Raw genomic sequence first — 12275 nt, forward strand, 5'->3', positions numbered from 1 at the left:
CGCCGGCGCCAAGGCTGGGCCGCGCCCTTACGGCAGACGCCAGTCGACCGGCTGGGCGCCCTGCTGCTCGAGAAGCGCGTTGGCCCGCGAGAAGGGCTTGGACCCGAAGAAGCCGCTGCGCGCCGACAGGGGCGACGGGTGCGCGCTCTCGACCACGGGGACGTCCCCGAGCCACGCCTTGAGGTTGCGCGCCTTGGCGCCCCACAGGATCGCGACGAGCGGGCCGCCGCGAGCCACGAGCGCGCGGATGGCGGCCTCCGTGACCTCCTCCCAGCCCTTGCCCGCGTGCGAGTCCGACGAGCCGGGGCGGCAGGTGAGCGTCCTGTTCAGCAGCATCACACCCTGGTCGGCCCAGGGCCGCAGGTCGCCGTTGCCCGGGATGGGCAGGCCGAGGTCGTCCTGCAGCTCCTTGTAGATGTTGACGAGCGACCGCGGCACCGGGCGCACGTCCGGCTGCACCGAGAAGGACAGGCCCATGGCGTGCCCGGGCGTCGGGTACGGGTCCTGGCCCACGATCAGCACGCGCACGTCGGCCAGCGGACGCTTGAACGCGGCGAGCACGTTCTCCCCCGCCGGGACGTAGGTACGCCCCTCGGCGACCTCGTTGCGCAGGAAGTCGCCCATGGCATGGATACGGGGCTCGACGTCGGCCAGGGCCTCGGCCCAGTCCGGCGCGATGACCTGCGACAACGGAGGCCGGCCAGCGGCAGCGGCGGCGTCGGCAGGGGGTGTCGGGTTCACGATGGTCTCCACGTTCAGGAGGTTACCGGGACCCACTGACAGCGACCGCCTGTGCTGCCCGACACACCCACTTGTGACGACTCTTCACCGGGTTGGCGCAACAATGAGGAACGTGAGCGCGACGACCCCAGAACCGGAAGGCCCCTCCACCTCCCCCACCGCGACCGCCCCCGTCCGCTGGACGCGGTACGTCGCCATGGGCGACTCCTTCACGGAGGGCCTGTGGGACCCCTATCCCGACGCGCCGGACGTGCAGCGTGGCTGGGCGGACAACCTCGCCGCCGCGCTGTCCGCACGCCGCATCGCGGCGGGCGAGGACCCGCTGGAGTACGCGAACCTCGCCATCCGCGGCCGCAAGCTGCGCCCTATCGTCGCCGAGCAGCTCGGCGCGACGCTCGACGCGAAGCCGGACCTCGTGTCCCTGGTCGCGGGCGGCAACGACATCCTGCGTGCCACGGCCGACGTGGACGCGATCTCGGCCGCGCTGGAGGACGCCGTCGCCCAGCTCCGTGCCTCCGGCGCCGACGTCCTGATGGGCACCGGGTTCAAGGCCGGGGCCGCGCTGAGCTGGACCAACGGCCGGGTCGGCATCTTCAACGCGAACGTCTGGTCCATCGCCCGGCGGTACGACGCGCACGTCGTGGACCTGTGGGGCATGCGGTCGCTGGCCGACCTGCGCGTCTGGTCCTCCGACCGCATCCACCTCACGCCCGAGGGGCACCAGCGGGTGGCCAACGCCGCCCTGGTCGCGCTGGGCCTGGAGCCGGACGACGACGCCTACGACGTGCCGCTCGACGCCGCCCCGCCGGCGGCCTTCCGGGAGACGGCCCGCGCCAACGCCGCCTGGATGCGCCAGCACGTGGGCCCGTGGGTCAAGCGCCGCCTGACCGGCACCTCCAGCGGCGACGGCCGCTCCGCGAAGTGGCCGACGCCGGGCGCCTGGCCGCGCGCGTAGAACCTTCACCCGGCCCTACACTTCGAGGGTGAATCTCAGAAGCCTCTCGGTGCTCGCGCCGAGGGGCTTCTGACGTCTCCATGCCCCCACCCTGGCCGCGTAACTTAACCTTCTAGATGGTACATTTACAACCATGACGATGAGCCCTCCGCGCAGTGCGGGCACGTCCCAGCTCGGCACCGGACGACGCTGGACCCTTCTGGTCACCGTCGGCACCGGCCTGCTGCTGATCACCCTGGACAACTCGATCCTCTTCACGGCGCTGCCGACCCTCACGCGCGAGCTCGACGCGAGCTGGAGCGAGAGCCTGTGGATCATCAACGCCTATCCCCTGGTGATGACGGGCCTCCTGCTCGGCTCGGGCACGCTGGGCGACCGGTTCGGCCACCGGCGCATGTTCATCGCCGGGCTGGTGGTCTTCGGGTTCGCGTCCTTCCTGGCCGCGACGGCGCCCACGCCCGAGGTGCTGATCGCGGCGCGCGGGCTGCTCGCCGTCGGCGCCGCGGCGATGATGCCGGCCACGCTCGCGCTGATCCGCGTGACCTTCACGGACGAGCGCGAGCGCAACATCGCGATCAGCGTCTGGGGCAGCCTGTCGGTGGTGGGCGGCGCCCTCGGGCCGATCGTCGGTGGGCTCCTGCTGGCGCACTTCGCGTGGGGCTCGATCTTCCTGATCAACGTGCCGGTGGTCGTCCTGGCCGTCATCGTCGGCCTCGCCGTCGCACCGCAGGACGAGCCGCACCCCGGGACCCGCTGGGACTTCGTCTCGTCCGTACAGGCCCTGGTCACCCTGGTCGGGCTGGTGGTGCTCATCAAGGAGGTCGCGAAGGCCGACCGCTCGGGGACCGTCATTCTCGGCGCGGCCGCCGTGACGGCCGTGGGCTGGTTCGTCTTCGTACGCCGGCAGCGCAAGCTGCCGTTCCCGCTGCTCGATCTGGCGATCTTCCGCAACCCCGCGTTCTCGTCCGGGGTCCTGGCGGCCGCGATCGCCATGTTCGCGATGGGCGGCCTGCAGCTCGCCACGACGCAGCGGTTCCAGCTCGTGGCCGGGTTCACCCCGCTCGAGGCGGGGCTCCTGGTGGCCGCGATCGCCCTCGGCTCCCTGCCCTCCTCGTTGCTGGCCGGTGCGTTCCTCCATGTCGTGGGCCTGCGGGTGCTGATCGGCGGCGGGCTGGCCGTGGGCGCCGTCGGCGTGGCCGGCACGCTGTACGGCGTGCAGCAGGGCATGTGGTGGCTGCTCGGGGGCCTGCTGGTGACCGGCCTCGGGCTCGGGGCCGCGATGTCGGTCGCGTCCACCGCGATCATCGGCAACGTGCCCGCCCGCCGGGCGGGCATGGCGTCCTCCGTGGAGGAAGTCTCCTACGAGTTCGGCAGCCTGGCCGCCGTCTCCCTGCTCGGCTCGCTGCTGACCACGATCTACACCGTGACCGTCCGGCTGCCCGACGGCGCGCCGCCCGCGGCGGCGAGGTCCATGAGCGACGCCCTGACCGCCGAGGGCACCGGACCCGAGGTGCTGGACGCCGCCTTCGTCGCCTTCGGGAACAGCTACTGGGTGGTCATGGTGATCTGCGTCGGGGTCCTGGCGCTCGGCGCTATCGTCACCACGGTGCTGCTGCGGTCCTACGGGCCGGGGTCGGCATCGTCCGCCTACGGTTCGGGACACTGAACCACCCCCTATCGCGACGCAGCCCCGCAGGAGACCCCGTGCGACCGAGCAACCGCGACCGCATCCTCGAATCCGCCGTGCGCCTGGTCCAGCGCGAGGGCGTCACGGCCGTGACCTTCGACTCCGTGGCGGCCGAGGCCGAGCTGACCCGCGGCGGGATCATGTACCACTTCCCCTCCCGCGAGGGGCTGCTCGTCGCCATCCACGAGCACCTGGCCGAGCGGTGGGAGGGGACGCTGGAGGCGGACGCCGGCCACCCGGCCGACGAGCTCACCGCCGGCGAGCGGCTGGCCGCGTACATCCGCGTGAGCGCCGAGTCCGCGACCCGCGCGGAGCTGCAGCTCATGCTGGAGGCCGCCACCCGCCCCGAGTGGGCCGCACCCTGGAGCGCCGTCCTGGAGCGGTGGGCACCTGTGCCCGACGGCGCCGAGACCGACCCCACCGCACTGTCCCTGCTGGTAGCCCGTCTCGCCGCCGACGGGCTGTGGATGTTCGAGTCGCTCGCCTACCGGTCGATGCCGGACACCCAGCGCCGCGCCGTCGCGGAGCACCTGGCGCGGGCCGTGGCCGAGGCGCCAGGGGCCTGAGGCCGCAGGCCCGGGCTCAGGAGCCCTCGACGCGGGCCAGGAGCTCGTCCAGGAAGCCGCAGGCCTCGGCGACGGCCCGCTCCGCGTCCCGCTCGGCGATGGCGTCGGCCAGGTCCTCGTGGCCGATCTCGGGCGCGTGCTCGACGCCAGGCGTGATGGCGGACGTCGCGGCGACGCTCGCGGTGATGACCTCCGTCAGCCCCAGGTAGAGCTCCGTCAGCAGCCCGTTGTGCCCGGCGCGGACCACGGCCCCGTGGAACTCAGCGTCCGTCCGCGCGAAGTCCTCCCAGCGCCCCTCGGCCAGCTCGGTGGCGCGGCGGCCGAGCAGGGCGCGCAGGTCGGCGACCTCCTCCTCGGTCCGCTCGGTGGCGGCGAGCCGGGCACCCTCGACCTCAAGGGTGCGCCGCACCTGCAGCACCTCGCGCAGCTCCGACCCGGCGAGCCGGCGGATCGCGCCGGACACCTCGCTCGTGGCGCGCACGTAGGTGCCGTCCCCCTGACGAACCTCCAGCAGGCCCGTGTGCGCGAGCGCCCGCACGGCCTCGCGGATGGTGTTGCGGCCGACGCCGAGCTGCTCGCAGAGCTCGGGCTCGGTGGGGATGCGCTCACCGATCGGCCACTCGCCGTCCCGGACGGCGGTCCGCAGCTGCTCGATGACCTGGTCGACGAGACCGACCCGGTGCGTGGTGGCCAACGGCACAGTGGAATCCTTTCGTCCAATCATCCTACGTATGCCATCGTAGCGGTCATGCGCGTCGAACACAGTGGACCTGGACTGGAAGCCGAGCTGGACGGCGCCGTGGAGATCCGGACGCCGGGCGTGGTCGCCGCCGGGGCGCTGCTCGCGGTCGCCGTGGTGCTCGTCGCCCTCAACCTGCGCCCGGCCATCACCGGCGTCGGCCCGATGCTCGAGGAGATGCGCCTCGACCTGGGGGTGTCCGCGGTCTGGGCGGGCGTGCTCACGACGCTGCCGACGCTGTGCTTCGCCGGCGCGGGCCTCGTTGCCCCGCTGCTGGCCCGCCGGGCCGGGGTCGGCGCCGCCATCGCGGTCGCGCTGACCACGCTCGCCGGCGGGCTCGTGCTGCGCGTGATCGACGGGCCGGCCGTGGTGCTCGGCGGCACGCTGATCGCCACCGCCGGGATCGCCCTGGTCAACGTGCTGATCCCCGTCGTCATCAAGGACTCCTTCCCGGCGCGCATCGGCCTCATGACCGGCGTCTACACCGCGGCCCTGCAGGGCGGCGGCGCCCTCGGGTCGGCCGTGACCCCGCCGCTCGGCGACGCGTTCGGCGGCTGGCGCCCGGCACTGGGCGCCTGGGCGGTGCTGGCCGTCGTCGCGCTGCTGGTGTGGCTCGTCGCGGCCCGCGGGTCGGGCCGGGCGCCCCGACGGCCCGAGACCGCCGACGGCGGCCGCTCGCTGCTGCGCAACCGCCTGGCCTGGATCGTCACCGGCTTCTTCGGCCTCCAGGGGTTCTACGCGTACGCCGCCATGGGCTGGTTCCCCCAGGTCCTGATGGACGCCGGTGTGCCCCGCTCCGAGGCCGGGCTGCTGATGGGCCTGGTCTCGCTCGTCGCCGTGCCGATCAGCCTGTTCGTCGCCCCGCTGGCCGCGCGCGGTCGCGGGCAGAGTGGGTGGATCATCGCGCTCAGCGTCCTGGGCGTCGCCGGGACCGCCGGGCTGATGCTGGCCCCGGCCTGGTCGCCGCTGCTGTGGAGCCTGCTGGCCGGCCTGGGCATGAGCGTGTTCTCCCTGGCCCTGACCGTGATCGCGCTGCGTGCACGGACCGGCGCCGACACCGCCCGCCTGTCCGGCATGGCGCAGGGCTTCGGGTACCTCTTCGCCGCGCTCGGCCCGTTCCTGTTCGGCCTGCTGCACGACGTCACGGGTAGCTGGTTCGTCCCGCTGGCCATGCTTCTGGCGGTGCTGGCGGCCCAGATGGTCTTCGGCGCGCTCGCCGGCCGGAGCCGGTTCGTCTGACGCAGCACAAAGGCCCGGGACCGCTCGGATCCCGGGCCTCTGGAGCCGCCTGTCGGGTTCGAACCGACGACCTTCCGCTTACAAGGCGGGAGCTCTACCAGCTGAGCTAAGGCGGCCTGCCTACCTATGCTCGGCCGATCCTAACCCACACCCGGCAGACAAGAGCAGCCACTCACCTGACGTGCAACACACCCATCACGGGTTGAGAAGCTGCGCCTTCACTGTCCCACGGGTGCCCGACCAGCACGCAGGCATCGTGGTGATCATCGAGGCTCCTCCCGTCGGGAAAGTCACGGTCTTGGTGACAGCGGCCGCCGGCCAGACGCAGTCAGCCGTGTACTTCACCTTGGCGCCACTCGAGCAGGACTGCACGACCTTCATCACGATCCCGTTGTCGGAGTAGACGGCCACCGACCCACAGCTTGCCGCCGACGCCGAAGGAGCAGCGAAAGCCAGCCCTCCGAACGCAAGCCCTAGCGCAACCATCACGCCACCGATTCTCCGCAGGCTACCCATCATGGACCTCCAAGCCGCAGGCGTCCGCACACTGCGCCGCCTTGCCCCATTTGACTAGTTCGCCCTATGCGAACAAGTTATTGATACATGGCGGACATGCTCAGCGCAACGAAAAACACCCAGAGCCCCCAAGGCCAGCAACCTGGGGGCTCTGTAGATGCAGCAACTGCGACCAGTTCTCGTTAGTTCTCGTTACCCGCAGTATCGTCTCCCATGAGGGCCGTCTCCAGTGCACCAGGAGCCTGCCACTCGTTCTGCGTGCCCCACAGTTCGCCGTCGATCTGAAGTCGCGGAGTGCCGAATCCTGCATCGCCAGCAAGGTCCGGGTCAGATTTGGCGCGTTCTGTCGAGGCCGTGACCCACTCCTCGAAAGTGCTCGTCGCGTCGCCGTCGGCGATCCCCGCGGCGACGTCGGCCGGGACGCCGGCCTGCTCGGCGACCTGGGCGATCTGCTCGTCGGACAGACCGGCGGTGTTCTCGGCCGGCTGGCTCGCGAAGAGCGCGTCGTTGAAGGCGGAAAACTGCTCGGGCGCCCGGTCAGCGACCCACGCCGCCGCGGACGCGGCACGCGTCGAGTACTCGGTGCCCTGCGAGGCGCGGTCGAGGATCGCGACCGGGTGCACGACGAGCGTGATGTCACCGGCCTCGCGCATCTCGGCGATGCTCGCGTTGTTGATCTGCTCGAACTGGCCGCAGATGGGGCACATGTAATCGACGTAGACGTCGAGCGTCTTCGCGCCCTCGTTCGTGGTGCCCGCGGCACCGTCGGCGCCCACCGGGATGCCGGTGTCCTGGACGACGCCCGCCGGGACGTTGTCCACCTTCTCCATGGGGGTCTTCTGGCCCTCGTTGAGAATCAGCACGACCGCCACGACCAGGCCGATGACCGCAAGAGCGAGCACGCTCAGCACGATCACACGGTTGCGCTTCTCGCTGGACTGCTGCTTCTTCTGGAGGGCAAGGGCCTCGGCACGGGCCGCGTCTCGGCGCTGTGCCTTGGTCTGATTCGTCGACATCGGGGTCCTTCGAGATGCGGGCCAATGGGGCGAGGCGCGGGACGCGCCTTCACCCAGCCTACTAGCGTCCGCTGGGAGACTGCTGAACGTTTCTGTACGTTCCCGACACCCGGTCGGGCGTCACCAGGTGACGGCGGGCCGGTCGCCCAGCGGCCACCAGTGGATGTCCACCGGGCTGCCGAACAGGGGCACCGCCGCGAGCAGCGCGAGCGCCAGCACGACCAGCGTCACGATGGTCTTCGTGCCCTTCGTCGGGGCGATCCTGCGCAGCAAGGGCCCGGCCCCGAGCCGCGTCCCGTACGACGCCGGTCCCCACCACGTCACGACCACCGTGACCAGCATCGCGACACCGAGCACCAGGCTGTCGACGATGGGCTGGTTCATGCCGCCCACCGACCTGGCCTCGACCGTCGGGATGGGGGCGATGATCACGTTGCCGGGCGCGAACAGCATGAGCCCCAGCAGCACCACGATCACCCCGGCGCAGAGGCCGACGGCCGCGGCGGGCAGCACGCCGAACACGGCACGCACCAGGTGCCACGGGGAGAGCAGCGTCGCCACCAGCGCGTCGGCACGGCTCGGCCCGCGCCGCTCCCGGCGGCCGCGGAACTCCTCGACCGCGATGCCGGCCAGCCGGGTCACGATCAGGAGCACGACGAACACGATGACGGCGACACCGGGCCGCGTGGCGGCGAGCGTCACGAGCGCGAGGGTGAGGGTCAGGAACAGCACCCGGTAGCCGGTGACGCGCGCAGGGCCGGCCTGCTCCGGGACGAGGGACGGCGCCGGCAGTGCACCAGGCCCGGGCGAGCCCACGGCCCGCCCCGTGACCGACCGGCCCCTGGGAGCCTGCGCCAGGTCGCTGACGCCACCGACGGGGTTGCGCGCGGCCGCGGCGGCTCCGGCGGCCGCCCCGACGCCGGCCCCGCCGGCCGCGGCGGACACCGGCCGCCTGCGGGGCAGCAGTCCCTTCGGCATGACGCGGGTCGAGCCCTCGCCGCCGACCACGATGGTCCCGTCGGCGGCGGAGTCGAGCTCCGCGGTCCTGGAGTCGTCGCCGCCGGACGTGGCCGCAACAAACGCCTCCGACTCGGCCTTCAGCGCCCGCGCCACCTCGTTGGGCCCCCAGCGCTCGGCGGGCACGGCCCTCAGGGCGGCGGCGAGCGCCCGGCCGGCGCGCGGCTCCAGCCCGTCGAGGTCGGCCTGGCCCTGCCGCGAGCGCCGCAGCACGAGCTCGGTGGGCCGCACGCCGAACGGCGCGCGGCCGGTGCCGGCGAACGCGAGCACCGCGGACCAGGACCACCAGTCGGTGTCGGGGCCGGGCTCGGCGCCGTCGAGCAGCTCGGGGGCGAGGTAGCCGGGGGTGCCCATGACGAACCCGGTCCGGGTGGCGCGTGGGTCGCCGGGACCCTGCGCGAGCCCGAAGTCGATGAGGACGGGCCCCGTGCGCGCGATGAGCACGTTGGAGGGGGTCAGGTCGCGGTGCACGACGCCGGTGCCGTGCACGGCCTCGAGGGCGTCGGCGAGCTGGTCGGCGAGCTCGAAGAGGTCCCGGGGGTCGAGCGGCCCGCGGGCGTCGATCTCCTCCTCGAGGGTGGGGCCCTCGACGAGCTCGGTGACGATGAACGCGTCCGCGCCGTCGAGCTCGGCGTCCAGCACGCGGGCGACGGCCGGGTGGCGCAGGCCCTGCAGCGCGGTGGCCTCGCGGCGCAGCCGTTCGCGAGCCGCGGGGTCGTCGAGGTGGCGGTGCAGCATCTTGAGGGCGACGGCGTTGCCGCCGTCGTCCAGGGCACGGTAGACGGCGCCCATGGCGCCGGACCCGATCTCGTGCACGACCGTGTAACCGCCCAGCTTCGAACCGGCAGCGGGGCCGGAGCCGGGCAGGGGCGCGATCGACGCCTCCACCTCCTCCATGAGGCACACCGTAGCCGTCGCGGACGGCGGACGCCCGCCAACATCCAGGCTCTGACCAGCACTGCGGCGCACCGGCGTTCGAGTGGGAGCCGACCTCGTTACTCTGAGCAGGGAAGAGACCTCGCTACTCTTGACACTGCACAGATAGAATCTTCCACACATAAGGAGCAGTACATTGCCGGGTAAAGACGGGTACGATCTGGTCGTCGTCGCGAACCGGCTCCCGGTCGACTTCACGGTCGGCCCAGACGGTGGCCTCACCTGGCAGAGGTCGCCAGGAGGCCTGGTCACAGCCCTGGAACCGGTGATGCACGGCGCGGACGGCGCCTGGGTCGGCTGGTCCGGCGCCCCGGACCTGGCGCACGAGCCCTTCGAGGCGGACGGCGTCATGCTGGTGCCGGTCACGCTGAGCGCCACCGAGATCGAGCGCTACTACGAGGGGTTCTCCAACGACACCCTCTGGCCGCTCTACCACGACGTCATCGCCCCGCCCGCCTACCACCGGCAGTGGTGGGACGCCTACCGCCGAGTCAACCAGCGCTTCGCCGACGCCGCCGCCGAGCAGGCCGCCGAGGGCGCCGTCGTCTGGGTGCACGACTACCAGCTCCAGCTCGTCCCCCGCATGCTCCGCGACCTGCGCCCGGACCTGCGCATCGGGTTCTTCGACCACATCCCGTTCCCCCCGGTCGAGCTGTTCGCGCAGCTCCCGTGGCGGCGGCAGATCATCGACGGCCTGCTGGGCGCTGACCTCGTGGGCTTCCAGCGCAACGGCGACGCCGCGAACTTCGTGCGGTCCGCCCGCCGGCTGACGGGCTACACCACCCGCGGCCCCGTGATCACCATCCCGGACGCCGACGGGCGGCCCGGCCGGCACGTGCGGGCGTCGTCGTTCCCCATCTCGATCGACTCCCACCGGTTCGACACCCTGGCGCGCACGCCCGAGGTGCAGGCCCGCGCCAAGGAGATCAAGGCCGACCTCGGCAACCCGGACACGCTGATGCTGGGCGTGGACCGCCTCGACTACACCAAGGGCATCCGGCACCGCATCAAGGCGTACGGCGAGCTGCTCGACGACGGCCGCCTCGACGTCGAGCACGCCACGCTCGTGCAGGTCGCCAGCCCGAGCCGCGAGAACGTGGGCGCCTACCAGGAGCTCCGCGAGCACGTCGAGGTCCTCGTGGGCCGCATCAACGGCGAGTACGGCGAGCTGGGCCACTCCGCGATCCATTACCTGCACCACTCCTACCCGCCCGAGGAGATGGCCGCGCTCTACCTCGCGGCGGACGTGCTGCTGGTCACCTCGCTGCGCGACGGCATGAACCTGGTCGCCAAGGAGTACATCGCCGCCCGCTCCGACGAGCGGGGCGCCCTGGTGCTGAGCGAGTTCACCGGTGCCGCCGACGAGCTCTCCCCCGGCCCCCTGCTGGTCAACCCGCACGACATCGACGGCATGAAGGACATCATCGTGGCCGCCGCGACCATGGACCCCAAGGAGCAGCGCCGCCGCATGCGCCGCCTGCGCCGCAAGGTTCTCGCGGACGACGTCGCCAAGTGGTCCGAGACCTTCCTGGGAGTGCTCACCGCGGTGCCGCCCCGGCCGCTCAGCGTGGACCCGCGCGCCGCGGAGCCCCGCCACCACAACCTCCGCGACGCGCTCACGGCGTTCACGACCCTGCCGGAGGGCGTGCCCGCCAAGGGCCTGGCCCGGATGAGCAACGGCAACGGGCGGCGCAAGAAGCCGACGACCGGCTGGCTGCTCGCCTCCGACTTCGACGGCACGCTCGCGCCCCTGGTCGACGACCCCAAGGCGTCCGCCATGACCCGTGCGGCCCGGGCCGCGATCGAGCAGCTGCACGCCCTCACGCACGAGGCCCCGGTGCGCCTCGCGTTCGTCTCCGGGCGCGACCTGTCCGACCTCGCCGAGCGCACGGTGGCCCCCGAGGGCACGTTCCTCGTGGGCAGCCACGGTGCCGAGGCCGGCCGGGCCACCAGCTCCGGCGTCGAGCAGGTGCCGTTCCGCCTGACGACCACCCAGTCCGGCCAGCTCGACGCGCTCGTGGCGGGCTTCGAGTCCGCGGTCTCGGGCCGGGAGGGGGCGTGGGTACAGGTCAAGCCCGCCGCCGCCGTCGTGCACACGCGCCTGGCGAGCGTGGACGACGCCGCGGCCATCACGGTGGCCGCCGACGAGGTGGCCGCCAACCAGGGACTGCCCGCCATGCACGGCAAGGACGTGGTCGAGGTCTCGGTGGTGCCCACGAGCAAGGGCGAGGCGCTGCGCCGCCTGCGCGGCACCGTGGCGGCCGAGCTGGGCGTCGAGAAGGTCCGCGTGCTGTACGCGGGCGACGACACCACCGACGAGGCGGCCTTCGGCGCGCTGGAGTCCGGCGACCTGACGATCAAGGTCGGCACCGGCGACACCCTCGCGTCCCACCGCGTGCCCGACCCCGACGCGCTCGCCGCCGTCCTGGCCGGTCTCGCCCGCACCCTGGGCGAGGAGTGACCTGCCTGTGACCTGGTCTGTACCGCGACCTTGACCAACCGGGGTACGATCGCGCTGCAACAGTGTCACCGCCGACACGTCAGTGGAAGCAACGGCACCCGACCACAACGGATCGTCCGGCACGTACCTGCCGGTGGAGGGATGTTTTCTCATGGCTACGGTCACTTTCGACCACGCGACGCGCGTCTACCCGGGCACGGAGCGCCCGGCCGTCGACCAGCTGAACCTGGAGATCGAGGACGGCGAGTTCCTCGTCCTCGTCGGCCCGTCCGGCTGCGGCAAGTCCACGTCCCTGCGCATGCTCGCGGGTCTGGAGGACGTCAACGGCGGGCACATCTTCATCGGTGACCGCGACGTCACCGACGTGCAGCCCAAGGACCGCGACATCGCGATGGTCTTCCA

General features: G+C 72.3%; 11 protein-coding genes and 1 tRNA gene. 6 read left to right on the forward strand and 6 right to left on the reverse strand.

Translation table 11 applies throughout. The features are described from left to right. Window positions 1–27: 27 nt before the first annotated feature. The gene (locus ACH47X_RS13765; protein ID WP_036964092.1) at window positions 28–690 is read right to left on the reverse strand and encodes a uracil-DNA glycosylase; all 663 of its coding nucleotides are present in this window, start codon (window positions 688–690) and stop codon (window positions 28–30) included. Between the two features lie 154 nt (window positions 691–844). On the opposite strand from ACH47X_RS13765, the gene ACH47X_RS13770 reads away from it, so the two are divergent. The 3 genes from ACH47X_RS13770 (at window position 845) to ACH47X_RS13780 (ending at window position 3949) form a co-directional block, all read left to right on the forward strand. Further along, window positions 845–1696: an SGNH/GDSL hydrolase family protein gene (locus ACH47X_RS13770; RefSeq protein ID WP_397405111.1), complete on the forward strand. Its 852-nt coding sequence runs from the start codon at window positions 845–847 to the stop codon at window positions 1694–1696. A gap of 133 nt (window positions 1697–1829) precedes the next feature. Further along, window positions 1830–3362, forward strand: a complete 1533-nt coding sequence (locus tag ACH47X_RS13775; RefSeq protein WP_397405113.1) for an MFS transporter — start codon at window positions 1830–1832, stop codon at window positions 3360–3362. A 38-nt stretch (window positions 3363–3400) separates the two neighbouring features. Continuing rightward, on the forward strand, window positions 3401–3949 hold the full coding sequence (locus ACH47X_RS13780) for a TetR/AcrR family transcriptional regulator (RefSeq protein ID WP_397405115.1): 549 nt from the start codon (window positions 3401–3403) through the stop codon (window positions 3947–3949). A gap of 16 nt (window positions 3950–3965) precedes the next feature. On the opposite strand, the gene ACH47X_RS13785 is transcribed toward ACH47X_RS13780, so the two are convergent. After that, window positions 3966–4649: a FadR/GntR family transcriptional regulator gene (locus ACH47X_RS13785; RefSeq protein WP_397405117.1), complete on the reverse strand. Its 684-nt coding sequence runs from the start codon at window positions 4647–4649 to the stop codon at window positions 3966–3968. Between the two features lie 48 nt (window positions 4650–4697). On the opposite strand from ACH47X_RS13785, the gene ACH47X_RS13790 reads away from it, so the two are divergent. After that, window positions 4698–5927 (forward strand): CynX/NimT family MFS transporter, encoded by a 1230-nt coding sequence (locus ACH47X_RS13790; protein WP_397405119.1) that lies wholly within the window; start codon window positions 4698–4700, stop codon window positions 5925–5927. Window positions 5928–5967: 40 nt separating this feature from the next. Here ACH47X_RS13790 and ACH47X_RS13795 read toward each other — a convergent pair. From ACH47X_RS13795 to ACH47X_RS13810, 4 genes are all read right to left on the reverse strand, one after another. After that, window positions 5968–6043: transfer RNA gene (locus ACH47X_RS13795), tRNA-Thr, on the reverse strand. 79 nt (window positions 6044–6122) lie between these two features. Next, window positions 6123–6338 (reverse strand): hypothetical protein, encoded by a 216-nt coding sequence (locus ACH47X_RS13800; RefSeq protein ID WP_397405121.1) that lies wholly within the window; start codon window positions 6336–6338, stop codon window positions 6123–6125. Window positions 6339–6625: 287 nt separating this feature from the next. Beyond that, on the reverse strand, window positions 6626–7459 hold the full coding sequence (locus ACH47X_RS13805) for a DsbA family protein (RefSeq protein ID WP_397405123.1): 834 nt from the start codon (window positions 7457–7459) through the stop codon (window positions 6626–6628). A gap of 120 nt (window positions 7460–7579) precedes the next feature. Then, window positions 7580–9373 (reverse strand): protein kinase domain-containing protein, encoded by a 1794-nt coding sequence (locus ACH47X_RS13810; protein WP_397405125.1) that lies wholly within the window; start codon window positions 9371–9373, stop codon window positions 7580–7582. A 175-nt stretch (window positions 9374–9548) separates the two neighbouring features. Between ACH47X_RS13810 and otsB the strand changes: the two genes are divergently transcribed. Together otsB and ACH47X_RS13820 are read left to right on the forward strand one after the other, a co-directional pair. Further along, window positions 9549–11873 carry a trehalose-phosphatase gene (gene otsB, locus ACH47X_RS13815; protein ID WP_397405127.1) on the forward strand — a complete coding sequence of 775 codons (2325 nt, stop codon included), beginning with the start codon at window positions 9549–9551 and terminating at the stop codon, window positions 11871–11873. Between the two features lie 151 nt (window positions 11874–12024). Further along, on the forward strand, window positions 12025–12275 hold a 251-nt coding region (locus ACH47X_RS13820), incomplete at its 3' end, for an ATP-binding cassette domain-containing protein (RefSeq protein WP_397405129.1).

Origin of the sequence: Promicromonospora kroppenstedtii (assembly GCF_044389675.1) — a bacterium.
In the GTDB taxonomy this organism is placed as follows: Bacteria; Actinomycetota; Actinomycetes; order Actinomycetales; family Cellulomonadaceae; genus Promicromonospora; species Promicromonospora kroppenstedtii.